Origin of the sequence: Actinomadura syzygii, assembly GCF_008085905.1 — a bacterium.
Classification (GTDB): Bacteria; Actinomycetota; Actinomycetes; order Streptosporangiales; family Streptosporangiaceae; genus Spirillospora; species Spirillospora syzygii.
In genome coordinates this window covers 358,382-383,982 of record NZ_VSFF01000004.1, presented here as the reverse complement: position 1 = coordinate 383,982, position 25,601 = coordinate 358,382, and the positions used below count along the sequence as shown (strand labels likewise).

The following is a 25,601-nucleotide window of genomic DNA, read 5'->3' as shown; positions in this document are numbered from 1 at the left end:
TCACAGTCCTTCCGTATGAGCGGGCAGTGCGGCGCGCAGGCTCTTGCGCGCCCGGTTCAGGCGGGACCCGACGGTGCCGTAGGGGATGCCGAGGACGTCGGCGATCTCCTCGTGGGAGAGCTGGGCGAGGGCCTTGAGCAGCACGACGTCGCGGTCCTTGCGGGACAGCGCGGCGAGCGCGCGGGCCAGCGACGGCTGGAGCCGTTCGGCCGACACCGAGGCCGCGACCCGGTCGTCGTGGCCGCCGGGATCACGGTCCGCCCCGACCTGCGCGAGCGCCTGGTAGCGGCGGGTCTCCGTGCGGCGGTGCTGGGCGATGAGGTTGGTCGCGATGCCGAACAGCCAGGGCCGGACGGACCCGCGCGACGGATCGAAGACGGCGCGGCGGCGGAACGCGGCGAGGAAGGTCTCAGCCACGACGTCGTCGGCCGTCTGCGGGCCGAGGCGCCCGGCGACGTAGCGGTGGACATCGGCGTAATGCCGGTCGTAGACGGTGGTGAAGCAGTCGCTGTCGTGGACGGACGCGGAGAGAAGATCCGCGTCCGTCGGAGCCGTGTCGGGTGGAGCGGTCACGCTGCCGCCCCTTCCGTTGGGTCCGTCATTCGCACCTCCGGGAGGATGGTCGTCACTTCTACTCCGCTCACTCCCCGGATCCCTTTCACGCCGGACCGGCACCCCGTCCGACGCCAACGAACACAACCCGCGCAAACGCCGCCCGGAAGGAGGGGCGTGATCGTCAGAGTGCCTCTAAAAACGTGCCGCACCACCACAGGGCACACGTCAATCTCAGCCACTAGGGCAGGCCGAGAGAAGCCCCTTGAGCGCTCGTGGCAGGAGCAAGGTTTATAAACGAGTTCAGCCCTCGGACCATCGCGAGGGGTGTCGCCGCCGGGCGGGACGGACTCAAAGAGAGAGCCATCGCCGGTTCGGGTGCCGCGCGAGGGCCGCACCCGAACCGGGTCGATGGGTCAGTGGTTGTAGGGAGTGAGCTTGTTCCAGAAGTCGCAGTGGTGCTGGCGTGCGATCTCTCGGGTCAGCTCACTGTCGCCCGCCGGGGCCAGGGACATGACGTCCGGGTTCTGGCGGGTGAACCGCGGCCACAGGGGGGCGCCCGGCACGGTCGGGTCGCCGGTGCGGGCGAATCCCGTCCACTGGGCCGTGATCTGCGCGCCGAACGCCTGCTGGTTGGGCGTGAACTGCTGCCCCGGACGAGGCGACAGGAACTGGTTCAGCAGGACGTGGAACGCGCCGTTCGGCTTGGTCTGGTCGAGGAAACTCGCCGGTGGGGCATCGGAGTTGTCGGACTGGTAGCCGTACACGGTGATGTAGCGCGACATCCGCTGGTGGTTGAGCAGGGACGGGCAGACGGAGTTGGAATCGGCCGCGATCGTCCGGTAGGCGATGAACGCCGCGGGCGCGGGGAAGCGGTCCAGCGGATAAAGGGCGAACACCTTGGAGGCGTACCGGCCGTACTGCTGCTGAACCAGCCTGCTGTAGTCAGCGGGTGTATTGGCGGAGGCCAGTTGGGTCTCGTCGCGGTCCACGCCGTGCATGAGCGTCACCTTGTTGATGTGGCCGGTGACAAATGCCTTCGCCGGGGACATGGTCAGGGTCTTGCCGTCGACGATCGGCGCCATCGTGCCCTGGTCGGGGCCCATCCCGTCGCCGGACTTGTCGAGCAGCGTCTTCACCGGCACCTGGCGCAGACAGGCGGCGGTGTCGGAGGCGTTCCCGCAGCCGACGGCGGCGGCGAACCTGTCGCCGGTCCGATGCGCCTGTTCCGCGGTGGGCAGTTCGGACTTGCAGTCCTGCGGCTGCCACGAAGTGTTGGTGCCGAGCAGCGAGTTGTACTCTCCGCTCTGCGCGATTCCCTTCTGGAACAGTCCCTTCGCAGTGGGGGAGACGGCGTTCGCGCAGACGCTCGACCCGCCTGCGGACGCGCCGAAAATGGTCACGTTGTGCGGATCTCCGCCGAATTTCGCGATGTTCGTCTGCACCCAGCGGAGCGCTGCCTGCTGGTCCTGGAACGCATAGTTGCCCGAGTGGCGGCCCAGGTCCTTGTGCGCCATGAAGCCGAAGATGCCGAGCCGGTAATGCACTTCCACCGAGATGACATTGCCGGACCGGACGAGGTGGCTTCCGTCGGCCGGAGTGCCGAACCTGAACCCACCGCCGTGGATCTGGACCATGACCGGCAGCCGTTTGGAACCGGCGTTCACGGGCGCCCGGACGTTCAGGTTGAGGCAGTCCTCGTTGGTCGACCCGGCGCCGAGCCCGTCCGCCTGCGGGCAGTTGGTGCCCTTCTCGGTCGCGGGGAACGTCGAGGTCCAGGCTGGTGCGGGTTCAGGCGGTGCCCAGCGCAGCCTGCCGACGGGCGGGGCGGCGTACCGGATCCCGAGCCAGGAGGCGACGCCGTCGGAGACCGTCCCGCACACGGATCCCTTGTCCGTGCTGACGGTCGTGCCGGACGCGCAGTCGGTCGTTTCGGAAAGTGTCGTGGACGGGGAGACCGGGGCCGCGGACACCGGGGCGGTGAACATCGTCATCGCCGCCGCCGCGGCGGCTGTGACGATGGGCCATCGGAGTTTCTTCGGCTCCATGCCGACCTTCTCTCTCACGCGGGGGATCGGACGGCGCCGCAAGGAAATGGCGGCGCCGTGGTCGCGGGGAAGACGGCCACACCGCCGAGGACGGGGCGCTGCGCATCGCCGCAGGACACGACGATGGGCAGCCCATATTCCCGGAAATGCACAGCGCCCCGAAGTAGGGCGATGCGCCGGACGCTCTTGTCCGGGCTTATGGTGTGGCGAGGGGTCAGGGATCTGTTTTCCGGGACCGGTGGTGGCAGCAGCGCCTTTACTTCTGCCGAATACAGTGGGTACGCATCACGAGGGCGGGTGAATCGAAGATTAAAATGGCGTTTTAGAGCCGGAAAGGGCCAAGTGCCGCCGTGTTCGCTCAATGGCCGCGTCCGAGCGATGACCGGGGCGGGTGATCGATGAGCGGTCGGATCCGCGCGATCAACGGTCGTTCCGGGGCGAACCTCCACTTTTGGTCGCATTTAACCCGATAAATCGGGACAATCCTCGCAAAGTGTGCGGTTCGCCGTGCGCTCCCGACCGCTCGGCGTAGCGGCCCGACGCTCGACGCGCCCGCGCGTCTGTTCGCCGCGGCGCCCTCATGACCTCCCAAGTGATCGCGTGACACTCTCGCCCGCCGAGGTCCACCGAGGTCCGCCGGGGCGCAGCCGTCCGAGTCTCGCTCGCTGGTCGCGAGCGTGAGCAGCGGCTCCGGCAGCCTTCCCTGCGGGTCGCTGATCGCCACGACCCGCTCGAACGTCGCGCGGAACGCCCCAGTGAAACCTTCAGATGGACTCGCCTATATGACGTCGCCGGTGGTTCGCCACCAGGCGGCCGCCGCGTCCGTGGCGAGGCCGGTGACCCAGAGGTCGGCCGGGTCGTCGGGCAGCAGGCGTTCCCGCACCGCGTCCCGCATGGGAAAGGAGATCGTGGCGCCGGTCGTGGGGATGTCGTCGGCCAGGGCCTCGGCGGGGAAGTCGCAGACCGCGACGGCGTCCGCCACCGTGAAGCCCGCACGTTTCGCCAGGTCGTGGACGGTGGCGGCGGCGTCGATCAGTGCGGGGCCGCGCTCGGCCAGCAACCGGATCAGCCGGACGACCCGGTCGGAGCCGCCCCAGCCCCAGCAGGGAACGGGCGCCCGAGCCGCTCGCCAACCGGGCGGCATGATCGGGCCGAACGTCCCGCCGGGTGCGTACTCCACGGCCGTCGCGGTCCTGGCGTGCCGCTGATAGTCCATGATCAGCAGGGTGCCGGTCGGAGTACGCCAGAGCTCTCCGGGCGCCGTCCTCTCCAGTTCCTTGTCGACCATCTGACGCTCGGCGTTGGACTCCCCGTCGCCGCCCGCCGGAGTGAGGCGCAGTATCCGGCAGGCCGCCGTCGCCGTGCCGTCGCCGATCGGGGCGTTGGCCCAGAGGCGCAGGACGTCGAGGACGTCTTCGCGCTGCGCGTCGGCAGTCCATGGCAGGACGGCCGGGAGGACGTGACCCGCCAGGGTGTCCATGCCGACGCCCACGTAGCCGCCGCGTGGCAGGGAGACCGTCCGGACGAGATAGGGCTCGTCGGCCGCGGGCTCGTCTGTCGCCGCCGACTCCAGCGCGCGGGCCAGCAGCCGTTGGTGCACGAGCCACCTGGTCCGCGCCGCGGTGCGCGCGAAGGGCAGGTCGGACGCCGGTGAGACCAGCGCGGGCAGCGCCGGAGGCTGCGGACGGCCGGTCCGGTCGCGCAACTCGACGGCCAGCAGCAGGCACTCGACGGCCGTCCGGGCCGCTTCGAGGACGCCGTCGCGGAGGGCGGGAGCGGTCACCTCGGGCAGCACGGCGTGCAGCACGTCGGCGGCCGCGCGCGGTCCGGTCAGCGTCGCCTCCAGCAGGCGCGCCGCGCCCTCGCGGTCGAGACGTCGCAGTGCCGCCGACCCGTCTAGGTCCACCGGGTCGCGCCGCGACCACCAGCCGGGCGGCGGCACCAGGCCGCCCTTCGTCCTCATGACGGGCGAGAAGAGCAGCCGGGCCGTCCGGGTCCCGTCCGGGGCGGTGACGGTGATCGCGCCGCGGCACAACCGGACCTCGCTCGGCCCGGCGGCGCCCGGGAACGTCACCTCGGCGGCTCCGGGCGCCTCGGGCCTGGCGGTGGCGGTGTCGGGGTCGAGGGTCAACGCGACGGTCTGGCCCGCCCGTCCCTCGACCCGGAACGTCTGCCAGACGCCGTCCCGGTTTCGCGACAGGAGCCCGGTGTCGCCGTCGTACCAGGGCAGCAGCCCTTCCGGCAGTTGGGGAAGCTTCACCGACAGTTCGTCGGCGCCGATGACGGACGCGTAAGCGTGCCAAGACCGTTCCGTAATGGTCAGGAATCCCAGGTGTTGGACGATCGTCCGGCCTGATTTCGGAGACTTGTGCGGCATTCCGTCGCCGGGCACGGCCAGTTCGGCGGGGATGCCGCCGCGCAGGGCCATCAGCAGGGCGTCCACGGGATCGGCCGGTTCGAGCCCGTCGGCGACGCCCGGCTCCAGGTCGAGGAGACGGCCGGGGCCGGTGAGTCGCACCAACCGGTGCAAGGCGTCGTACAGGAAGGGAAGGTCTCGGCGGCCCGTGTCGGCCTTCCATGCGTCGACGGCTTCGCTCGCCACCTCGCGGGTCTCCGGCAGGCCCCAGAGCGCTCGCATCGTGGCCGCGTAGTCGACGTTGCCGAAATAGCCCATGTCGCGGACGAATGCGTCCAGCAGACTGGCGAAACGCTCGCGTCCTTCCGGCCCGGACGCCAAGTCCGCTGCCTGCTGCCCCACGTCGAAGGCCGACTGCCACCAGCGAGGCGAGTCGGTGGTGAGCTCTCCCTGGGGAATGATGTGCCGGTAGTCGGGAGGCGGAATCGCGGGGTCTGTTTCTTCACCGAACATCACTTCGGACTCCGGGAAAAGCCGATTCCCGGCCTGGTCGACGAGCTTCAGCAGGACGTTCGCCGCGCAACCCCGTCCCACGGTGCCGAACCACCGCGGCGACAGATGCGTGCCTGCCCCGCTCTCGGCCAGGGTCTCCAGCCACATCTGCCGGATCTCCTCGGCGACCTCCTCGCCGCTCTCCTCCTCGTGCCGGGCCCGGTCGGGTTCGGCGGCGATCAGCAGTTTCATCAGGTCGTCGTCGCGTCCGGCCACCGCGGCGAGCGGTTCCCGGGCGGCCGCCCAGACCTGGTGGGACGCGACGGGCACGAGCCCGGCGCGCAGCAGCCGCTCGGCCAGGAACGCCTCCTCGTCCCGCTTTTTGATCTTCGCCGCGCGGGCCAGCGCGCGGAGGTCGGGGAAGATGCGGGCGTACGGGATGAGTCCGGCGTCGAATCCCGCGCAGATCACCGCGCGGAAGCGGGCGTGCGCCTCCTCGCCCGGCAGCTCCGCGGCGAGCGTCTTGGCGTAGTCGCGCAGCGCGGCGGGTCCGACGCCTCCCGCGGGGACCAGTTCGAGGAAGACGTCCTGCACCCGGTCGAGGTCGCGTAGCGCGGGATGGTTCTTCTCGACCTTGCGCGCCTGCGCGAACGCCCAGAACGCGAGTTCGCGCTCGCCCGCCCGCGCCAGCTCCCGGCAGGCGTGCTCGAAGAACGGCGCCAGTTCGGCGGCGGGCAACGGGCCCGCAGCCTTGTTCAGCGTCTTCTTGGCGCCTGTGGGCCCCGCCGCGGCGAGATCCGCCGGTGCCGGCAACTGGGGAAACTGAGTCATCGCGTCCTTCGCCTCGATCGTCTGACCGACCATGAAACCCTGCGACGGCCCGCCCACGTGACCGGTTCCACGAAGCAGCACCTCGGAGGCAAGCACGGCCCCGCCCAGCTCCGAAGCGCCGCAGACAGCTTTCACCGAATCGAGAGGGCGCTCTTTCGGGCTCTCTTATGGGCGGGAGGCACCGGAGCCGCCGTTTATGAGGGCGGGCAGAATATGGCCTCCATGGCTTTGCCCATGGCTTGGCCCGGCCCGCTGAGGTCCTTGACGCTCAAGGTTGCCGATATCGACAGCTGGCGGCGGCCGTCTTCTGAGTAGAAGGTCATGGCGAGAAAGCCGGGGGCGGTCCCACCCGTGACGTAGATGTCGTCGCCGCATTGGCTGCGGCGTTCGCCCAAAGGGCGCGGGGGATTGGGTAGCCGGTCGGTCAGGACGCGCTGGAGTTCGGGTGGCAGCAGTTTGCCCTGGGTGAATGCCCGTTTGAAGACGCTCACGTCGTGCGCGGTGGAGATCACGCCTCCGGCTGCCCCGCCGATGCTGGAGTTGAGTTGGTCCACGTCGCGCAGCTTGCCGTCTGCGTCGGGGTAGTAGCCGTGGCCGTGCGGCCCCTTGATGCCCTGCGGTGGCTTGACGGCGAGGTAGGTCTTGGACATCCCCAGTGGGCCGAACAAGCGGGTGTGCATCTCGGTGGCCAGGTCGTGGCCGGTCAGTCTCTCGGTGATCAGACCGAGAAGGGTGTAATTGGTGTTGGAGTAGGAGAACTTCTCACCCGGCTCCCCGGTCCGGGGCCGGGCGCGACTCCACTTCACCAGATCGAGCGGCTGGTAGTGGGTCCTGAAGTCGAACGGGTCGAACGAGATCTCTCCCTCGGTTCCGTCCGGGTTCGGCTTTTCGGCGTACCAGTCGGGAATACCGGAGGTGTGCCGGAGCATCTGCCGCACCGTGACTTCGTCGGCCCGCACCACCAGATCGTTCTCGACCACTTCCGGCAGCAGGTCGGCGAGTTTGTCGTCCACCCCCAATCTGCCTTCGGCGACCAGTTGCAGCACCACGGTGGCCACCATTTCCTTGGTCTGGGAGCCGATCCGGAAGCGAGCGTCCGCGGGTATCTTGCCGCCCCTGCCGTCCAGCAGCCGGGAGCCCGCGCTGCCCAGTCCGATGGACCGTCCGTCGGCGTAGGCCCCGCCGACGGCCCCCACGACCCCGGGAGTCCTGGCGAGTTCCTCCATCGCCTTTTGGACGTTCCCCGTCCGCGCCGGGGCGGCAGTGGCAGGGCCGGAATGAGCCATCATCAGCATCGTGACACCGGCGGCCAGACCGGCCCTCCTCAACGGCGGCCGTCGCCGAAAAGGCCGCCGCTCGCGGGGTCCGCGGCCTCGGTCTGGCCGCGGACCCCGTCTGTCGCCAGCGGCGGGAGCGGTGGTCAGCCTGGTGTCAGGCCGGGTCTCCGCCCTTGTTGATCCACGCCTGCACGCTTCCGTCCTCGACGTTGACGGCCAGATAATCGTCGCGTCCGTCGCCGTCGATGTCGGCGAACGCGAGGGTGTGGCCGTCCGGCAGGACACCGGAGGCGATCTGTCCGCGCTCGATCCAGCCTGGCTTGCCGTCCCGGTCGCCGCCGCGGTTCAGCCACGCCTTCACCGCCGAGGTCTGGGGGTCGGCTATCAGGTAGTCGGCGCGGATGTCGCAGTCGACGTTGGCGAAGTAGGGCCCCATCCCCATCGGCGTCACGCCGGAGGCGATCTGGCCGCGTTCGATCCAGCCGGGTTTGCCGTCCCGGTCGCCGCCGGCGTTGATCCAGGCCCTGACCGTTCCGGTTCTGGGGTTGGCCATCAGGTAGTCGGCGCGCTTGTCACCGTCGATGTCGGCGAAGACCGGCCGTGCGGTGGACTCCACGCCGGAGGCGATCTGCCCGCGCTCGATCCAGCCGGGTTTGCCGTCCCGGTCGCCGCCGACGTTGATCCACGCCTTCACCGCCCCGGTCACTGTGTTGTACACCAGGTAGTCGTCACGTCCGTCGCCGTCGATGTCGGCAAAGTCGATGCCTTCCTGTGCGTCGAGCTTCACGCCGGAGGCGATCTGGCCGCGTTCGATCCAGCCTGGCTTGCCATCCTGGTCGCCACCGGCGTTGATCCAGGCTCGCACCGCCCCGGAGTCGTCGTCGACCACCAGGTAGTCGTCGCGTCCGTCGCCGTCGATGTCCGCGAAGTGGACGCTGTCGGCCTTGCTGAGGCCGACGCCGGAAGCGATCTTCCCGCGGGGGAGCCAGCGCCCTGGAGCGTCCGTGCAGCCCGGGGTGCCCGCGTCCACGATCCAGTCCTTGGCCGCCGCCGTGAGCAGGGCGTCTTCGAACGCATCGGCCATCTTGGCGTACCCGCGGTCGTTGGGGTGCAGGTTGTCCGCCAGATCGTCGGTCGTGACGTCGCTCATGTCGACCACGGCGACGTGCTTGCCGGTTCTGGCCCGCTGGGCGACCAGGCCGGGGATCTGCTTGTTGAAGGCCTCGATCCTGGACTGGACCGCCCCGTCCTTCGAGGGCACCAACTCGGACACCAGCACCGCGGCGTTGGGAGCGTCCTCGACCACCTGGTCGATCAACGACCCCAGCGCGGCCGGGGCGGCAGCGGCGTCACCGCGTTCCAAGTCGTTGGTCCCGGCGTGCAGCAAGACGACATTGGGGTGGTACAAGGGAACCGCGGTGTCGGCTCTGCGCGCGATGTCCTTGATCATCGCGCCGGGATAGCCCTCGTGATCGCGGTCGGGCGACTGCCCGGACTGCTGCGAGCCGACGAAGTCCAGACTGTGGGGGCCATCGGCGACCAGCCTGCGGCGCAGCTCGTCTCGATAGCCGGCCCCGGATGAGCTGCCGATACCGTAGGTGATGGAATCGCCCAGTGGCATATTCAGCAGATCGTCCACCGCTATCCTGGTGCGGACCGGCGGAATTCTCGTGTTCTGCTGGATCCATCCGCGGATGGACTCCAGGGCCACCGCGAACATGTCTCCCTCATCCTCGTTTGAATGAACGGCTACCAACACGCCGTTATAGATCACTCCGGCACCGGAATCGGCTCGGCCGGTGTGCCCGTTGATCCCGGTCGATCGGAGCATTCCCCCAGGAACGCCTTCCCCAGGGATTTCCGGTTCAGCATGATTGTCTTCCAAGCGAATCTGCGCGCTCCTGAGTACCGGTGACGGCTCCGTGCTGCCGTCTTGGGTGGCTCCCCACCCATGGACGTCGAGGCGCTCGTTGTTCCCCGGCCTGCGGGTATCGTCGTACTGGATGGCCCTGTTGAACGGCTGCACCGGCTCCCTGATCTCGAGCAGAAGGACATCCGCGTCTGGATGTTCCACCTGCCGGAGCACATCAGAGACTGCTCCGTTTCCCCGCATTCTGCTGCCGATCCGCACCGTTACGGTCTCGCCCGGCTGAACGCAGTGCTTCGCAGTGAGAACCCAGTTCTCTGCGATGAGCGACCCGGAGCAATTGAACTCTCCGTCCGTCAGCACCTCGACTTGTCCGAAAGTGGTGAGGGCCGGTTCGCCGCCGACGATGGCCAGTGCCGAGGGCACGGACGGGGCGGCCACGACGGCCGAAGTCGCGACCAGCGCCGCGGCCAAGCCCTGGACCAGGCGGCGCGACAGCATGCGGATTCGTCGGACGCCGTAGCCGCCGGCAAAAATGGTTCTGTCCATTCAGGCAAGCTAAGTCGCTGATCGAGACCTACCGAGGCCCTGCCGGACAAGATGACGGGCACCCTTGATCAAGACGTGAAGGCAAAACGGATTGCCTTCACGTGCATCTGGGCCAGCCCGGCCCACCAGGGTAGACGCGACATAAGATTTCCGGATCGACAAGGCGGTGAGCCTCGCAAGACCGGAAGTCGTCAATCGACGTACTCTGCCGGAACCGGGCGGCGGCGATCAACGTTGAGGCGGAGGACGTCGGCTCGTGCGTAGTGGCCGGCGGGGTCGAAGTTCTGGCGCTCGGCGCGGACGGCGGCGGGGTCGATGTCGGCGGTGACGAGCCGTTCCTCGCCCGAGACCGGCGGAACGACCCATTGGCCGTCTGGCCCGGCGATGGCCGAGCCGCCGTCGTAGCGGGACGCTTGTTCGGCGAGTTGGTCGTGGAAGGGGAAGTCGGTGGGGATGTCGGCGTAGGAGAACAGGGTGCCGGCGGCCAGGGAGTAGACGCGGCCTTCGAGGGCGATGAACCGGGTGATGTCCCCGGTGAGGCGGGACGAGCCTGGCCAAACCGAGACGTGCAGATCCTCGCCTTGGGCGTAGAGGGCGTGCCGAGCTAGCGGCATCCAGTTCTCCCAGCAGATCAGGCCGCCGACGGAGATGCCGCCGATCCGATGGGTGCGCAGGCCGTGCCCGTCGCCGATGCCCCACACCAGGCGTTCCTCGTGCGTGGGCATCAACTTGCGGTGGACGCCGACGATCCCGTCCTCCGGGGAGATCGCGAGGAGCGTGCAGTAGACGGTTCCGCGGACCCGTTCGGTGATGCCCAGGTAGGTGAAGACCTTCAGGTCGCGGACGGCCTCGACGATCACGCGTAGCTCGGGGCCGTCGAGTTCGACTGCGGCGTCCAGGTAGGCGGCGTAAGCGCGTTTCTGGTCGGGGTCGTCGAACCGGGCCCCGCCGGTCTGCTCGACCCAGAACGGGTAGCCCGACAGGAACGTCTCGGGGAAGGCGACCAGGTCGATCCGGTCCGCGGCGGCCCGTTGAAGGAACTCCACCACCTTGGCGACCCCGGCGGTGGAGTCGAGCCAGGGGCATCGGGCTTGTGCTGCGGCGACACGCATGCCCATGATCCTCCCAGAACGGTCAACATCACCGCGCCGTTCCGTTCGCGGACACCGATCACGACGAAGCCGTGGCGAGCAAAGCAACTCCGACAGTTCGTCGGCGGGAGCCCAGTCTTACCCTTCCATTGTGCGGTGACCAGGTTCATCGTGCGCAAATGGATGATCCTCCTGTTCCGGCGCAGGAGATGGCGCGTGCCGCAAGGATGCCCTGGTCAGATTGAAGGTGCGTGGAATCAAGAAACTGGCGGGTAAAGGGGCCGGGTAAACGTTCCCCCTTTGGAGGAAGGCGTCATGAGCGTTCCGGTGTGCGGGCAGTGCGGCCGCGTCCGATGTATCTGTCCCCCGATGCCCGCTCTCCCGATGCGAACCGTGGCAGGCGTCCTGGTGTCGTCCTGCTCGACCGATCCGTCATCCCTACGTACACGCCTGGCCAGGACGGAGGCCGAGCCGCAGTCGTAGGTCCGCCCGGTAGGCCGTGCCCTCTCTTCTCGGCCCTGGCGGGTGGCCGGTGGGGCAGGCCGAAGGGGCAGAGCCGCCCGGCGCCGTCGCGGTCGCCCGGTCTACTCACGCGGCCGGGCTGAGATGGGCCGCACGATGCCGTCGGGCCGATCCGATGCCACCCGCGCAGCGAGACGAGTTGTCCTCCGGTCCCGGAGTGGATCGCTGGCTGCGGTCCGCAGCCAGCGATCCACAGACCGTCGGGGCGTCGTCATCGTTCGAGGTGTTGGAACCAGCGGAGGGTGTCGGGGACGCCCCGGGAGAGTGAATTCATATGCCGCATGTCCCGGCCGTAGTCGACGAGGTGCGGCTTCGCGCCGTGTGAACGCAGGGCTGCCGCGCAGTTGAGCGTGTTGGAGAAGGTGACCTGCTCGTCTCCCGATCCGGCCGACAGCCGGATCGGGACGCGCGGTCCCCAATCACAGGTGCCGTCGGACGACCGGATGGCTCGCAGCAGCGCCCCGGAGGGATGGAGCAGCCACTGCCGGTATCGGGGAGTGAGCAGTTCTCCGGGTGTGTCCGGCAGTCGCGGCATGATCTCGGTGTCCTGGTCCTTGGTGCCGTCGAAAAGACCCTCCACGATCTTGTCGTAAGGGGCCTTGAACACCTCCGATGGGGAGGCGTAGAGGTCGTACAGGCGGTCCCACGAGACCGCCGTATAGGCGAGATACAGCACAGACGCCTTCGGCGCGAGCGTGGACCCGGCTCGGAGCGATTCCGGGATCTGTGCGTGTCGCAGATCGTAGGGGCCGCTGACGGGGGCGAGCGCTCCGAGCCGAAGGTAGGGGTCCGCGCCGCGCTGCAACTCGCGGCCCAGCGCCATCGCGGCCGTACCGCCTTGGGAGAACCCGGTCACCAGGACACGCCTGTCGAACCGCGCGCCTTGGGTGGCTGCGACCGACCGTGCGGCGCGCAGCATGTCCAGGGACGCCGATGCCTCGGAACCCGCGTCCATGTACGGATGCGTGCCCGGCCCGAGTCCCAATCCGAGGTAGTCGGGGGCGACCCCGGCGTATCCGGCGGCGGCGTAGTAGATCGCGGCGGCCCGGCTCTGGCCGTCCTCGGCGATCGAGCCCGCGTAGTACCTGGAGACATGGGTTCCGTGGGCGAAACTGACCGGCCGCAGTGCCTTCTTCGCCGCTGCGAGCGGCAGGGAGACCACGCCGCTCGCGGTCGTGGGCCCGCCGCTGGGAGAGATCGTCCGATAGACGACCCGGTAGGTGTCCACGCCGTTGCGGGGACGGGGTGATCCGAGCGCGGGGTCGATCGAGGTGAGGTAGGCACGGGTCTGCGCGGGCGACATGTGCGCGACCCTGGTCACCGACACCACGCTGCCGCGCTGGAGGGTAGCCGCGTTGGCGGCGGTGGCGCTGTGACCGTTCGGGGGCCTGATGGCGAGGCCGATCGCGGTCGCGCAAACCGCGGTGAGAACGATCCCGGCACCGCCCAGCGTGACGAGATGGGAGCGCCTACGAGCCACGAGTTTCGTCATGCCGCTGACGCTAGGACCGCCCGCGCCCGCGCTCGATGGGCCTGAGCACCGAGCGCGGGTGTACCTTCCTACACCCTCTTAGAGAGATGAACAGCGTCGGTCGCGTCAGTGCACGTGGGCGCGGGGGAGGTCCTGCGAACTGAGAAGCCGTTGGAGGCGTTCGAGGCCGGTCTGGAGGCTCTGGTCGTCCAGGGCGTAGGACAGGCGCAGGCAGCCGGGGGCGCCGAACGCTTCGCCGGGCAGGAGGGCCACCGACACCCGGTCCAGGACGAACGTCGCCAGCTCCGCGGTCGAGGCGAACGAGTGGCCGAGGATCGAGCGGGTGAGCAGCCGCTTCACCGAGGGGAAGCAGTAGAAGGCCCCGGTGGGAGTGGGGCAGTCGACTCCGCGGATCCCCTGGAGTATGTCGACCATGAGGTGGCGGCGCCGATCGTAGGACGCCAGGACGTCCTCGAACCCCGGACGGCCCGCCCGCAGCGCCGCCATCGCGGCGGCCTGGGCGACGTTCGAGACGTTCGACGACATGTGGGACTGCAGGTTGACGGCCGCCTTCACCGCGCCGGCCGGGCCGTACAGCCAGCCGACCCGCCAGCCCGTCATGGCGTACGTCTTCGACACGCCGCCGATCACGATGCACTGGTCCCTGACACCGGGCGCCGCGACGGGCATGGAAGCGGCCACCGCGCCGTCGTACAGAAGGTGCTGGTAGATCTCGTCGCTGATCACCCATATCCCGCGCTGCGCCGCCCAGTCGCCGATGGCTCGGATCTCCTCGGGCGTATACACGGTCCCGGTCGGGTTGGCCGGTGACCCGAAGAGCAGCACTTTGGTGCGCGGCGTGAGGTGGGCGTCCAGGGCTTCGGGCGTCACCTTGTAGTCCCGGGCGGGATCGCTGCGCACCGGGACGGGCGTCGCGCCGGTGAGCCGTACGGCCTCCGGATAGGTCGTCCAATAGGGGCTGGGGACGAGCGCCTCGTCGCCCGGGTTCAGCAGGACCATGCACGCTAGGTAGACGGCCTGCTTGGCGCCGTTGGTCACCAGGACGTCCGTCTTGTCGATCGCGAGGCCCGTGTCGGCCAGCACGGACTCGGCGACGGCGCGGCGCAGCTCCGCCAGCCCGGCCGACGAGGTGTAGCGGTGGTTGACAGGGTCCGCGCAGGCTCGCTGGGCGGCCTCGACGATGTGCCCGGGGGTGGGGAAGTCCGGCTCGCCCGCCCCGAAGCTCACGACGCGGTTTCCGGCCGCGCGCAGTTCCGCCGCTCGGGCCGAGACCGCCATGGTCGCGGAACCGGCGATCGCCCCCGCCCGCTCACTCAGACCGATGGACATGGTGACCCTCCGATAGTGCAGATTTCTGTCAGGACCTTGAGGAAGACGTCGTTCTCTTCGGGGCTTCCAACACTCACGCGCAACCACCCGGCATGGCCCAGGTCACGGACCAGCACACCGCGTCCGGCCAACTCGGCCGCGACCGCGGCGGAATCGGTGTTGGTGTCGAAGAACAGGAAATTCGTGTCGCTCGGCGCGACCGCGTGACCGGCGTCCGCCAGCGCGCCGCGCAGCCTTTCGCGCTCGGCGAGGATGCCCGGGACGTGCGCCAGCGACTCCCCGGCGTGTTCGAGGGCGGCGAGCGCGACCGACACCGTCAGGGTCGACAGGTGGTACGGAAGCGCCACCACGCGCAGCGGCGCCAGCAGGTCGGGCGAGGCGACGAGGAATCCCACCCGGATCCCGGCGATCCCGAACGCCTTCGACATGGTTCTGGCGATCACCAGTCCCTGATGCCGGGCGAGCAGGTCCGCCCGGCTTCCGGCGGCGGAGAACTCGACGTACGCCTCGTCCAGCACCACCAGACCCGGTTCCGCTCCGAGGACGACGTCCAGAGTCGCGGGATCGAGCGGTGTTCCCGTCGGGTTGTTGGGCGCGCAGAGGAAGACGACGTCGGGCCTGTGACGGTCGATCGCGGCACCGGCCGCCGCGGGGCTCACTCCGAAATCGGGGCCCCGGTCGGCCTGCGCCCACCGGGTGCCGGTGATGGCCGCGATCTGCCGGTGCATCGAATAGGTGGGCCCGAAGCCGAGGGCCGTCCGGCCGGGTCCGCCGTACACCTGGAGCAGGTGCAGCAGCGTCTCGTTCGACCCGTTTCCCGGCCACACCATGTCGGCCCGCACGCCGTGACCGGTGTATTCGGCGAGGGCGGTCCGCAGCGCGAGCAGCCCGGTGTCCGGATAGCGGTTCGCCGTCGCCAGCGCCCGCGCGGCCGCCGCGCGCAGGGCCGCGAGATGCCGCCCGGACGGCGGGTGCGGACTCTCGTTGTTGTTCAGGTGCGCGAGCGGACGGATCGGCGAGGAGAACGGCACGGTGACGTACGGCCGGGTGGTGCGCAGGTCGTCACGTACGGGCGGGGGCGGCATTCAGTCTCCGTTCGCTTCCTGTGACCCGGTCATGCGCGTGATGAGGCGGTGCATGGAGATCGTCCAGTTGCTCTCGAGCTCGGCGCAGGCCGCCTCCAGGTCCTGCTCGCGCAGCGCCGCCGCGATGCGCTTGTGCTGGTCGACCGACTCCCGGACGCTGTGCGCGTCGCCGAGGTAGGCGAACTCGTAGCGGTGGACGATGCGCTTGGTGTCGCCGATCATCTCCAGGAGCCGCCGGTTCGGGCAGGCGGCCAGCAGGCCCGCGTGCCACTCGTCGTCGGCCTGCTGCACGCCCTGCGTGTCCGCGCTGGTCGCCATGTTCTCCGCCAGCTCGATGAGCAGGGGAGCGCGCCTGGCGAGCTCCTCGGGGTCGGACAGCCTGATCGCGAGGACCTCGAGCTGGGCGATGATCGGGTAGGTCTCCCGGATCTCCCGCTCGCTCAACGCGGAGACCCAGTAGCCCCGGTTCGGACGGGCGTCGAGGATGCCCTCCTGCGCCAGGCTCGCGAGGGCCTCGCGCAGCGGTGTCCTGCTGACGCCGATCTCGGCCGCGAGCTGCACCTCGTTGATCCGGCTGCCCACGGGGAACACGCCTTTGAGAAGGCGGTTGAGGATCTCGTCCCTCACCTGTTCACGCAGGAGTCTGCGATCGACCGCCATGTACGCCTCCCTCTCACGCCGGGGCCGGTCCCCATGCTACATACTGAACTCAGTGTGCAGATCACGCTAGCGTGGCGATGATCCCATTCCTCTGCCCTGGAGGCGGCTCCATGCCCGGTTTTGCTATGACCCCATCACTCAAAGACGGTTCGTCCCTCACTCTCAGTAACGATCCTCGTGACGCACCTTCGCGTTTTCACCGATCGATGCCGGGCTACGCCCGCACGCCGCTGATCGAGGCGCCCGACCTCGCGCGCAGGCTGGAGGTGGGGCGGGTGTTCGTCAAGAACGAGCAGTCCCGGCTCGGGCTGCCGTCGTTCAAGATCCTCGGTTCGTCCTGGGGAATCCATCGGACGCTCTGCGACCGCCTCGGCCTCGATCCGTCGATCTCCTTCGGCGCGTTGCGCGAGGCAGCCGGGCCGCTGCGCGACCACGTGCTGACCTGCGCCACGGACGGCAACCACGGCAGGGCCGTGGCCCACATGGCCGGGCTGCTCGGCATGCGCGCCCGCATCTACGTGCCGCTGGACGTGTCGGCGTCGCGGGCGGCCGCGATCGAGGGCGAGGGAGCGCAGGTCATCCGGGTGTTCGCGAGCTACGACGACGCGGTGCGCTACGTCGCCCGCCAGGCCGAACGCGACTCGCGCGAGATCCTGGTGTCCGACACGTCCTGGCCGGGATACGAGACGGTGCCGCGACACGTGATCGACGGCTACTCGACGATCTTCGACGAGATCGACGAGCAGCTCGCCGAGGCGGGCCTCGATCCCGCCCGCGCCGTGGACCTGGTCGTCGTCCCCACCGGGGTGGGCGCGTTCGCCGCCGCGGTCGGGCTGCGGTTCGGGCCCCGGGCCGCCACGCGCGTCGCGACGGTCGAGCCCGACTCCGCCGACTGCGCGCACCGCTCGCTCGCGGCCGGAGTCCCGACGACGGTCAAGGGCCCGCACCACTCCGTGATGGCTGGCCTGAACTGCGGCGAACTGAGCCTCATCGCGTGGCCGATCCTGCGCGCCACCGTCGACGCGACCATCACGGTGGACGACCGGGCGGCCCGCGAGGCCATGAGGATCTTCGCCGGGTGCGGGATCGAGGCGGGGGAGAGCGGCGCCGCGTCCCTGGCCGGGGCCCTGCTCGTGTGCGCCGACCAGGGCTCCCGCGCGGCCGCCGGGTTGTCGCGGCGGAGCACGGTCCTCCTGCTGAACACCGAGGGCGCCAGCGACCCGGCGAGCTATCTGAGCGTCATGAGGCGGCGGGGCGCCGACGCCCTTCCGGCCTGAGCGCACGCGCTCCGGGCCGGTCCGAGCGGCCCCGACCGGACCTGTTTGCCCAGCAAGCTCCCGCTTTCCGTCCTTGACAGTGACGAAGAGCATCTGCATTCTGTGTTCAGCACGCAGTTGGAATCGCAAGTCGGGGAGTCGCTCCGGCTGCCTGCGCCACCCCGATCGCCGGACTCCGGCGTCATTGAGACTCACTGAAGGTGGGATGACCGTGTTCCTACGCGTCAGAGGCATGGTGGCCGTCGGCGCCGCCTCCCTCATGGTTGTCGGTTCCGCCGCCGCCTGCGGCAGCTCCCAGGCGGGGACGAAGGCGCAGTCGTTCTCGGCCGCGATCCTCGAACCGTCCTCGCTCCTGCCGGCGAACTATTCGGAGATCTACGGAGCGCAGGTGGTTACCGCGCTCTTCACGCCGCTGGTGACGTTCGACATCAAGACGAACCAGACCCATCTGGAAGTCGCCCAGAGCATCGAGAGCACCGACAACAAGGTGTGGAAGGTCAAGCTCAAACCCGGCTGGAAGTTCCATGACGGGGAGGCGGTCACGTCGAAGTCGTTCGTCGACGCGTGGAACTTCGCGGCGAACAAGAAGTCGGCCCAGCTGAACGCGTACGTCTTCGGAGACATCAAGGGCTATCGCGACGTGTCGTCCGGAGCCGAGACGAAGATGTCGGGCCTGCGCGTCATCGACGACGGCAATTTCGAGATCACGCTGAGCAGGCCGTCCTCGCAGTTCAGGCAGCTGCTCGGCTATCCCGCGTTCTCGCCGCTGCCGACCGTGGCGTACAAGGATCCCAAGGCGTTCGAGCAGCGGCCGGTCGGGAACGGTCCATTCAGCATCGACGGCGCCTGGGAGCACGACCAGCAGATCAAACTGCGCCGCAACGACTCCTACGCCGGCGCGAAGGCCAAGGCCAGGGAAGTCAGCTTCAAGATCTACCAGAGCTTCGACACCGCCTACAACGACCTGCTCGCGGGCAACCTCGACGTGCTGCCCGCCGTCCCGACCGCGCGGGTCGGCGAGGCCAAGGGCCAGTTGGGAGACCGGTTCAGCGAGTCGCCCAGCGGGCGCATGGAGTACCTCGGCTTCCGCGTGGACGGCGACAAGTTCTCCTCGCCCGGCGTGCGCAAGGCCATCTCGATGGCGATCGACCGGCCCACCATCGCCAAGGCGATCTTCCGCGGGACGCGCATCCCGGCGACCGGGTTCGTCCCGCCCGTCGTCCCCGGCGCGCCCCGCGACGCCTGCGGAAAGCTGTGCGTGCACGACCCCGCCGAGGCCAAGGCGGCGCTCGCCGCGGCGGGCGGGATTCCGGGGAACACGATCACCATCGGCTACAACAGCGACGCCCCGGAGAACAAGGAATGGGTCGAGGCGGCCGCGCGGCAGATCTCCGAGACCCTCGGCGTGACCGTCAAGACGCAGGCATATCCCAAGCTCGCCATGCTCCTGAGCGGACTGAGCGGCGGAAAGGTCGACACCGCCTTCCGCACGGCGTGGACGTTCTATTTCCCGAGCCCGGAGAACTACCTCAAGCCCCTGTTCACGCGAGGCGCGGGCGAGAACTTCTCCGACTACGGCAACGACAGGTTCGAGACGCTGCTCCGCGAAGGCGCGGCGGCCACCGACCCCCAGGCGGCCAACGCGAAGTTCGCGCAGGCCGAGCAGGTGCTGCTGAACGACATGCCGTACGTGCCGCTCTGGTACCAGGGCGTCATGGTCGGGCACTCCGAGCGGGTCGACCAGGTGAGCGTGGACTCTTTCCGCAGACTGCGGATCGAGTCCGTGGTCGTCCGATAGCCGGAGGGGGTGATCATGTCTCGCTACATCGCGAGCCGTGTCCTGCAAGCCGTGCTGGTCCTGGTCGGGGCGACCTTCGTCATCTTCGTCATCACCTTCGCGCTGCCGGGCGACCCCGTCCAGGCGCTGGCGGGGGAGCGGGCGGCCGACCCGGCGTTCGCGGAGGCGATCAGGGCCCGCTACCACCTCGACGAGCCGCTCGTGCAGCAGTACGGGAGGTTCCTGTTCGGGCTCGTCCAAGGCGATCTCGGCCAGACCTACAGCGGCCAGGACGTGGCGGCGCTGATCGGCCAGCGGATCGGCGTGAGCGCGCAGCTCGCGGCGTTCGCCCTGGCGTTCCAGATCGTCATCGGGGTCAGCGGCGGCGTCCTGTCCGCGCTGCGCCGCAACGGCGCCGCGGACGCGGGCGTCCGGATCCTCACCCTCGCCGGCCTGTCCGTCCCGTTCTTCGTGACGGCGTTCGTGCTGCAGCTCGTGCTGGGCGTGAAGTTCGGCCTGCTGCCCGTCGCCGGCGTCGAGGGCGGTCCGCTCAGCTATGTCATGCCCGGATTCGTGCTCGGATCGCTGTCCACCGCCTACGTCGCCAGGCTGACCCGCGGGCAGCTCGTCGAGACACTGCGCGCCGACTACGTCCGGATGGCCACGGCCAAGGGGCTGACCAGGGTCAGGGTCGTGGCGCACCACGCGCTGCGCAACAGCCTGATCCCCGTCGTCACCTTCCTCGGCCTGGAGGTCGGCGCCCTGCTGAGCGGCGCCGTCATCACCGAGAGCATCTTCAACCTCCCCGGCATGGGCCAGGCCATGGCACGCGCGGTCTACCTGGGGGAGCGCACCACGCTCGTGGGCGTCGTCACCGTCTTCGTGCTGGTCTACGTCGTCGCGAACCTCGTCGTGGACCTGCTGTACGCCGTACTCGACCCGAGGATCCGCTATGCCTGAACTGGTGACGGCCCCCGAGGTCGTCAAGCAGCAGACGATCGCCGAGGGGAAGCGGCGCGGCCACTGGGGCGCGGTCTGGCGCAGGCTCTCCCGCAGCCCCCTGTTCTACGTGTCGGCCGTCCTGCTCGTGGTGATGGTGGGCATGGCCCTCGTCCCCGCCCTGTTCGCCCCGGCCGACCCGCACGAGTGCGACCTCGGCGACACGCTCGCCGGCGCGGGCGGGGGCCAGTGGCTCGGCCGGGACCTCCAGGGCTGCGACGTCTTCTCGCGCAGCGTCTACGGCGCCCGGGCCAGCCTCGGCATCGGCATCGCCGTCTCCCTGGTGACCGGGGCGCTCGGCGGGGTCGTCGGCGCGGCGGCCGGCTACTTCGGCGGTCCGGTCGACGCCGTCCTGTCCAGGATCACCGAGATCTTCCTGGCGATTCCGCTGCTGCTCGGGGCGAGCGTCCTGCTGACGCTCTTCGGTTCCAAGGGCAGCGGCGCCCTGACGGTGATCGTGGCCCTGTCGGTGCACGGCTGGCCGCAGGTGGCCCGCATCACCCGCTCGGCGGTGATGGAGACGAAACAGCAGGACTACGTCCTCGCGGCGGCCGCCATCGGCTGCTCCCGGGTCAGGGCCCTGACCCGCCACGTCGTGCCGAACAGCCTCGGGCCCTGGCTGGTGGTCGTGACGACGAACCTCGGCGTGTTCATCACCTACGAGTCGATCATCTCGATGCTCGGGATCGGCCTGCGCCCGCCGACGATCTCCTGGGGGCAGATGATCCACGACGCGCAGGCGCGCTTCCTCGAGGCGATCCTGCCCGTGCTCGGCCCGGCCCTGTTCCTCAGCGTGACCGTGCTGGCGTTCATCCTCCTCGGCGACGTCGTCCGGGACGCGATCGATCCGAGGATCCACTCGTGAGGGGCCGGAAGGGCGCGGCGAACTCGAAGACCGCGGCGAAGGGGCAGGGGATCGTGACCGCCGGACATCTGCTGGAAGTGGACGACCTGCGGGTCGAGTTCGGCGCCGAGGGCGGCCCCGTGCCGGTGCTGCGCGGAGTGACCTGGCACGTGGACCAGGGAGAGACGCTCGCGGTCCTCGGGGAGTCCGGCTCGGGCAAGAGCGTGACCGCCCAAGTGATCATGGGGATTCTGGAGAGCCCGCCGGCCAGGGTCGTCGGCGGGAGCGTGCGCTGGGACGGCGCCGACCTCCTCGGCCGACCCGAGTCCGCCAGGCGGGCCGTCCGCGGAGAGAAGATCGGCATGGTCTTCCAGGACTCGCTGTCCGCGCTGAACCCCGTCCTGCGCGTCGGGCCGCAGATCGGCGAGACCCTGCGGACCCGGCTCGGCCTCTCCCGTAGGGAGGCCCGGGACCGGGCGGTCGAGCTGATGCGGCAGGTCCGCATCCCGGACGCCGAGAGGCGCTACGGCCAGTACCCGCACCACTTCTCCGGCGGCATGCGGCAGCGCGCCGTGATCGCGATGGCGCTCGCGCTGTCCCCGGACGTGCTGATCGCCGACGAGCCGACGACCGCGCTGGACGCCACCGTCCAGGTGCAGATCCTGCGGCTGCTCCAGACGCTCCAGCAGGAGTCGGGCATGGGGCTGGTGCTGATCACCCACGACTTCGGCGCCGTCGCGTCGATCGCCGACCGGGTGGCGGTGATGTACGCCGGACGAGTGGTGGAGACGGGCGCGGTCCGCGACATCTTCCGCGGTCCGGCCCACCCCTACACCAGGGCGCTGCTCGAGGCGGTCCCGCGCGCCGACCGCCGGGCCGGCCGGCTCGCCGCGCTGCCCGGCCAGCCTCCGGTGCTCAGGCGGGACTCGGTCGGCTGCCCGTTCCGCTTCCGCTGCCCGCTCGCCGCGGCCGTCTGCGCCGAGCGGGAGCCCGCGCTCGGCGAGCACGCCGCCGGCCGCTGGAGCGCCTGCCACTTCGGAAAGGACGTGATCGCCGGTGCCGTCCCAGCCCATCCTTGAGGTCGCCGACCTCACCCGCCACTACTCGTCGGGCGGCCGGTGGCCCTTCGGCGGCGCTTCGTGGGTCCGTGCGGTGGACGGGGTGTCCTTCACCCTGGGCGAGCGGGAGACGCTCGGCCTCGTCGGCGAGTCCGGGTGCGGGAAGTCCACGCTCGGCCGGATGCTCGTCGCCCTCGACCGGCCCACGTCGGGGACCATCAGATACCGGGGCGAGGACGTCCACCGGCTCAGCCGGGTGGGGTTGAAGGCCCTGCGGCGCAAGATCCAGATCGTCCTGCAGGATCCCTACACCAGCCTCGACCCGCGGATGACGGTCGGCGACATCGTCGCGGAGCCCCTGGTCGTGCACGGCGAGGGGACGCCGGCCGAACGCCGCCGCCGGACCCGGGAGCTCTTCGAGCTGATCGGGCTCAACCCCGATCACCTGAACCGCTACCCGCACGAGTTCTCCGGCGGTCAGCGGCAGCGCGTCGGCATCGCCCGCGCGCTCGCGCTCGGCCCCGAGGTCATCGTCTGCGACGAGCCCGTCTCGGCGCTGGACGTCTCCATCCAGGCGCAGGTCCTCAACCTGCTGGCCGACCTGCAGGAGCGGCTCGGCCTGTCGTACGTGTTCATCGCGCACGACCTGACGGTCGTCCGGCAGATCAGCCACCGGGTGGCCGTGATGTACCTGGGCAGGGTCGTCGAGGAGGGACCCGAGGACGCGGTCTACGGCCGTCCCCGGCACCCGTACACGCAGGCGCTGCTGTCGGCCGCGCCGCCCACTGACCCCGATCTGGCGCGGGAACAGGAACCCATCCTGCTGGACGGCGATCCGCCCAGCCCGGCCGCGCCGCCGAGCGGATGCAGGTTCCGCACGCGGTGCTGGAAGGCGGCGGAGGTGTGCGCCGTGGAAGAGCCGGCGCTGGTGGCGGACGCGGGCTCGCACAGTGTCGCCTGCCACTTCGCCCCCGCCGCCTCCCTCGACCCCGCATGAATGTTGTACTCTGAATACAGAACACAGAAGGAGATATGAGATGCCCCTGAACGACCGGCAGTTCGCCGTGCGGGCCTCCCGCGTCCTCGACCCGGCGAGCGGCGAGTACTACGAGAACGCGGCCGTCGTCGTCGCCGACGGCCGGATCGTGTCCGTCGTGGACACTCCGCCCGCCGACGCGGAGGTCGTCGACGTGGGCGGGTTGACCCTGATGCCCGGGCTCGTCGACTGCCACACGCACATGCTGCTGCGCCCCGAGGACCAGGTGTGGCCCCCGGCGATCCTGTTCAAGACGCAGGTCTACCGGGTGATCGAGGGCGTCGCGGCGGCCGAGCGCGCGCTGCGCATCGGCTTCACCAGCGCCCGGGACACCGACAACGAGCAGGTGTGGCACGGCGACACCGCGCTCCGGGACGCCATCGAGGCCGGCATCATCCCCGGCCCGCGGATGGAGGTCGCCTCGGACGGCATCTCCATCACCGGCGGTGACATGCGCATCGACGACAAGGTCAACCCGGAGCTCGACCTGCCCGACGTCGCCGGCATGGTCGACACCCGGGACGAGCTGATCAAGGAGGTGCGCCGGCAGATCAAGATCGGCGCCGACTGGGTCAAGATCTACGCGACCAGCACGCGCAAGGACGTCGAGCCGGAGGAACTGGAGCCGCTGCACCAGTTCACCGAGGAGGACATCGCCGCCGTCGTCGCCGAGGCCAAGCGCTACCGGCGCGACGTCGCCGCGCACGCCTACGGCAAGGACGGCGCCCAGGCCGCGATCCGCGGCGGCGTGCGCACCCTGGAGCACGGCCCTCTGCTCACCGAGGAGGACCTGCAGACCATGCTGGAGTTCGGCACCTTCTGGGTCCCGACGATGGGCACGTACTACAAGCGCCAGCACACCGAGTTCGACCGGCGCTTCGTCAAGCGGCACGAGGGCGCCTTCAAGCGCGGCCTCGAACTGGGCATCAAGATCGCGTTCGGCACCGACGTCGGGTCCTTCCCGCACGGCGAGCAGATGGACGAGTTCAGCCTGATGGTGCAGTACGGCATGAAGCCGCTGGACGCGATCAGGTCGGCCACGGTGGTGGCCGCCGAGGTGCTGCGCAAGGAGGGGCAGATCGGCACCCTCGCGGCGGGCGGCCACGCCGACCTCATCGCCGTGGACGGGGACCCGGGGCGCGACATCGAGGCGCTCAAGCGGGTCGGCTTCGTGATGAAGGGCGGCCTCGTCCACCGGGACGACGTCGCCGCGACCGCGAAGGCCCCCGAGCTCCGCTGGCAGCCGGCACGGTGAACGACCTGGTGGTCTACGCGGGGCGGCTGCGCGCGGACGCGTGGTCGCGCGACCTCCGCCCCGCGTGGCTGCTCATCCGGGACGGCCGCTTCGCCGAGATCGCTCCCGGCGCCGACCGGCCAGGGGACTGGCCCGCCGACCTTCCCCACCTGGACCTCGGCCGCGCGGTGGTGCTCCCCGGGTTGCTGGACTCCCACGTCCACCTGACCGAGCCCGGCGACGGGACGGAACCGGCCGACCGAAGCGTCGCCGAGAACGTCGAGCTGGGTGTCGCGAACGCGCGGACCGCGCTGCGCGCGGGCGTCACCACCGTCGCGGACTGCGGCGGTCCGCCCGAGGCCGTGCTCGCGGTGCGCGCCAGGACCGCGGCGCTGCCCGACTGCGCCAGGGCGCTCGTGGCCACCGCGCCGATCACCAAGGTCGGCGGCCACTCCTGGCGCTACGGCGGCGAGGTGCGCGACGCGGCGGACCTCCGGGCGCTGGTCGGACGGTACGCCGCGTCCGGCGTCGACTTCGTCAAGGCCATGGCCTCCGGCGGGGGGACGCCCGGCGCGCCGCCGTGGGAGCCGGGCTTCGACGAGGACGTGCTGCACGCGGCGGTCGAGGCGGCCGCGTCCCACGGACTTCCCCTGAAGGTCCACTGCCTGTCGGCCGGTTCGATGCGGGCCGCCGTCACCGCGGGCGTCGTCCTCGTCGAACACGGGAAGTTCCGCAACGCCGCCGAGGACGGCCGCGGCTTCGACCCGGCCGTCGCGGACCTGCTCGCGCGGTCCGGCGCCGTCGTCTGCCCGACCCTGTCCGTGGGCCATCACGTGCTCTCCGTCCCGTCCGGGGTGTCCGGGGAGGCGGGCGCGTTGTGGGGACGGCGACACCCGCACGACCTCGACGACTTCCGCCGCCTGGTGGAAAGCGGGGTCAGCATGGTGAGCGGCACGGACGCGGGCTGGCGGTTCACGCCCTTCGACGCGCTGCCGGGCGAGCTGCGGATGATGGCCGGCGCCGGGATGACGAACCGGCAGGCGCTGGCCGCGGCGACCACGGACGCTGCCACCGCGCTCGGCAAGGGCGACCTCATCGGCAGGATCGCCCCCGGATACCTGGCGGACTTCGTCGCGTCCGGCGCCGACCCCGTCGACGACCTCAGCGCCCTGGACCGGCTCGTCGCCGTGGCACGCGACGGGCATGTACTGCGATAACGGCCCGC

The 25,601-nt window shown here is 70.0% G+C and carries 18 protein-coding genes; 8 read left to right on the top strand and 10 right to left on the bottom strand.

Annotated elements, in window-relative coordinates; genetic code table 11:
- The 10 genes from FXF65_RS11775 to FXF65_RS11730 form a co-directional block, all read right to left on the bottom strand.
- A complete protein-coding gene (locus FXF65_RS11775) occupies window positions 1-573 on the bottom strand; it encodes an RNA polymerase sigma factor (RefSeq protein ID WP_148349797.1) in 573 nt (190 codons plus the stop codon).
- A 395-nt stretch (window positions 574-968) separates the two neighbouring features.
- A complete protein-coding gene (locus tag FXF65_RS11770) occupies window positions 969-2,618 on the bottom strand; it encodes a carboxylesterase/lipase family protein (protein WP_222868511.1) in 1,650 nt (549 codons plus the stop codon).
- Between the two features lie 760 nt (window positions 2,619-3,378).
- Window positions 3,379-6,279, bottom strand: coding sequence for a hypothetical protein (locus tag FXF65_RS11765; protein WP_148349796.1), 2,901 nt, complete (start codon window positions 6,277-6,279; stop codon window positions 3,379-3,381).
- A 194-nt stretch (window positions 6,280-6,473) separates the two neighbouring features.
- Window positions 6,474-7,505 carry a serine hydrolase domain-containing protein gene (locus FXF65_RS11760; RefSeq protein ID WP_222868510.1) on the bottom strand — a complete coding sequence of 344 codons (1,032 nt, stop codon included), beginning with the start codon at window positions 7,503-7,505 and terminating at the stop codon, window positions 6,474-6,476.
- Between the two features lie 205 nt (window positions 7,506-7,710).
- A complete protein-coding gene (locus tag FXF65_RS11755; protein WP_148349794.1) occupies window positions 7,711-9,972 on the bottom strand; it encodes a GDSL-type esterase/lipase family protein in 2,262 nt (753 codons plus the stop codon).
- A gap of 191 nt (window positions 9,973-10,163) precedes the next feature.
- Window positions 10,164-11,090, bottom strand: a complete 927-nt coding sequence (locus tag FXF65_RS11750; protein ID WP_222868509.1) for a carbon-nitrogen hydrolase family protein — start codon at window positions 11,088-11,090, stop codon at window positions 10,164-10,166.
- A gap of 706 nt (window positions 11,091-11,796) precedes the next feature.
- Window positions 11,797-13,077 carry a lipase family protein gene (locus FXF65_RS11745; RefSeq protein WP_148349793.1) on the bottom strand — a complete coding sequence of 427 codons (1,281 nt, stop codon included), beginning with the start codon at window positions 13,075-13,077 and terminating at the stop codon, window positions 11,797-11,799.
- Between the two features lie 105 nt (window positions 13,078-13,182).
- Complete coding sequence (locus FXF65_RS11740) at window positions 13,183-14,406, bottom strand: pyridoxal phosphate-dependent aminotransferase (protein WP_148349792.1); 1,224 nt, start codon at window positions 14,404-14,406, stop codon at window positions 13,183-13,185.
- A complete protein-coding gene (hisC, locus tag FXF65_RS11735) occupies window positions 14,391-15,491 on the bottom strand; it encodes a histidinol-phosphate transaminase (protein WP_148349791.1) in 1,101 nt (366 codons plus the stop codon). The genes FXF65_RS11740 and hisC overlap by 16 nt, the downstream gene beginning before the upstream one ends.
- Complete coding sequence (locus FXF65_RS11730; protein WP_148349790.1) at window positions 15,492-16,151, bottom strand: GntR family transcriptional regulator; 660 nt, start codon at window positions 16,149-16,151, stop codon at window positions 15,492-15,494. It lies immediately after the preceding gene.
- A 77-nt stretch (window positions 16,152-16,228) separates the two neighbouring features.
- Here FXF65_RS11730 and FXF65_RS11725 point away from each other — a divergent pair, with 77 nt between their 5' ends.
- The 8 genes from FXF65_RS11725 (at window position 16,229) to FXF65_RS11690 (ending at window position 25,593) form a co-directional block, all read left to right on the top strand.
- Window positions 16,229-17,428: a diaminopropionate ammonia-lyase gene (locus tag FXF65_RS11725; RefSeq protein ID WP_222868529.1), complete on the top strand. Its 1,200-nt coding sequence runs from the start codon at window positions 16,229-16,231 to the stop codon at window positions 17,426-17,428.
- Between the two features lie 205 nt (window positions 17,429-17,633).
- Complete coding sequence (locus tag FXF65_RS11720) at window positions 17,634-19,226, top strand: peptide ABC transporter substrate-binding protein (protein ID WP_148349788.1); 1,593 nt, start codon at window positions 17,634-17,636, stop codon at window positions 19,224-19,226.
- Between the two features lie 15 nt (window positions 19,227-19,241).
- Window positions 19,242-20,165 (top strand): ABC transporter permease, encoded by a 924-nt coding sequence (locus tag FXF65_RS11715; protein WP_148349787.1) that lies wholly within the window; start codon window positions 19,242-19,244, stop codon window positions 20,163-20,165.
- A complete protein-coding gene (locus tag FXF65_RS11710) occupies window positions 20,158-21,069 on the top strand; it encodes an ABC transporter permease (RefSeq protein WP_148349786.1) in 912 nt (303 codons plus the stop codon). The genes FXF65_RS11715 and FXF65_RS11710 overlap by 8 nt, the downstream gene beginning before the upstream one ends.
- Window positions 21,066-22,127, top strand: coding sequence for an ABC transporter ATP-binding protein (locus tag FXF65_RS11705; RefSeq protein ID WP_246198497.1), 1,062 nt, complete (start codon window positions 21,066-21,068; stop codon window positions 22,125-22,127). The genes FXF65_RS11710 and FXF65_RS11705 overlap by 4 nt, the downstream gene beginning before the upstream one ends.
- Window positions 22,105-23,103, top strand: coding sequence for an ABC transporter ATP-binding protein (locus tag FXF65_RS11700; protein WP_148349785.1), 999 nt, complete (start codon window positions 22,105-22,107; stop codon window positions 23,101-23,103). The genes FXF65_RS11705 and FXF65_RS11700 overlap by 23 nt, the downstream gene beginning before the upstream one ends.
- A 40-nt stretch (window positions 23,104-23,143) precedes the next feature.
- The gene (locus FXF65_RS11695; protein ID WP_148349784.1) at window positions 23,144-24,397 is read left to right on the top strand and encodes a metal-dependent hydrolase family protein; all 1,254 of its coding nucleotides are present in this window, start codon (window positions 23,144-23,146) and stop codon (window positions 24,395-24,397) included.
- A complete protein-coding gene (locus tag FXF65_RS11690) occupies window positions 24,394-25,593 on the top strand; it encodes an amidohydrolase family protein (RefSeq protein ID WP_187412232.1) in 1,200 nt (399 codons plus the stop codon). Before FXF65_RS11695 ends, FXF65_RS11690 begins: the two co-directional genes overlap by 4 nt.
- Window positions 25,594-25,601: the final 8 nt, after the last annotated feature.

Coding starts and splice junctions, on each gene's coding strand:
- FXF65_RS11760 (WP_222868510.1), bottom strand. CDS start 7,505: ATGGAGGAACTCGCCAGGACTCCCGGGGTCGTGGGGGCCGTCGGCGGG.
- FXF65_RS11765 (WP_148349796.1), bottom strand. CDS start 6,279: ATGACTCAGTTTCCCCAGTTGCCGGCACCGGCGGATCTCGCCGCGGCG.
- FXF65_RS11730 (WP_148349790.1), bottom strand. CDS start 16,151: ATGGCGGTCGATCGCAGACTCCTGCGTGAACAGGTGAGGGACGAGATC.
- FXF65_RS11740 (WP_148349792.1), bottom strand. CDS start 14,406: ATGTCCATCGGTCTGAGTGAGCGGGCGGGGGCGATCGCCGGTTCCGCG.
- FXF65_RS11715 (WP_148349787.1), top strand. CDS start 19,242: ATGTCTCGCTACATCGCGAGCCGTGTCCTGCAAGCCGTGCTGGTCCTG.
- hisC (WP_148349791.1), bottom strand. CDS start 15,491: ATGCCGCCCCCGCCCGTACGTGACGACCTGCGCACCACCCGGCCGTAC.
- FXF65_RS11710 (WP_148349786.1), top strand. CDS start 20,158: ATGCCTGAACTGGTGACGGCCCCCGAGGTCGTCAAGCAGCAGACGATC.
- FXF65_RS11695 (WP_148349784.1), top strand. CDS start 23,144: ATGCCCCTGAACGACCGGCAGTTCGCCGTGCGGGCCTCCCGCGTCCTC.
- FXF65_RS11720 (WP_148349788.1), top strand. CDS start 17,634: ATGACCGTGTTCCTACGCGTCAGAGGCATGGTGGCCGTCGGCGCCGCC.
- FXF65_RS11725 (WP_222868529.1), top strand. CDS start 16,229: ATGATCCCATTCCTCTGCCCTGGAGGCGGCTCCATGCCCGGTTTTGCT.
- FXF65_RS11745 (WP_148349793.1), bottom strand. CDS start 13,077: ATGACGAAACTCGTGGCTCGTAGGCGCTCCCATCTCGTCACGCTGGGC.
- FXF65_RS11750 (WP_222868509.1), bottom strand. CDS start 11,090: ATGGGCATGCGTGTCGCCGCAGCACAAGCCCGATGCCCCTGGCTCGAC.
- FXF65_RS11755 (WP_148349794.1), bottom strand. CDS start 9,972: ATGGACAGAACCATTTTTGCCGGCGGCTACGGCGTCCGACGAATCCGC.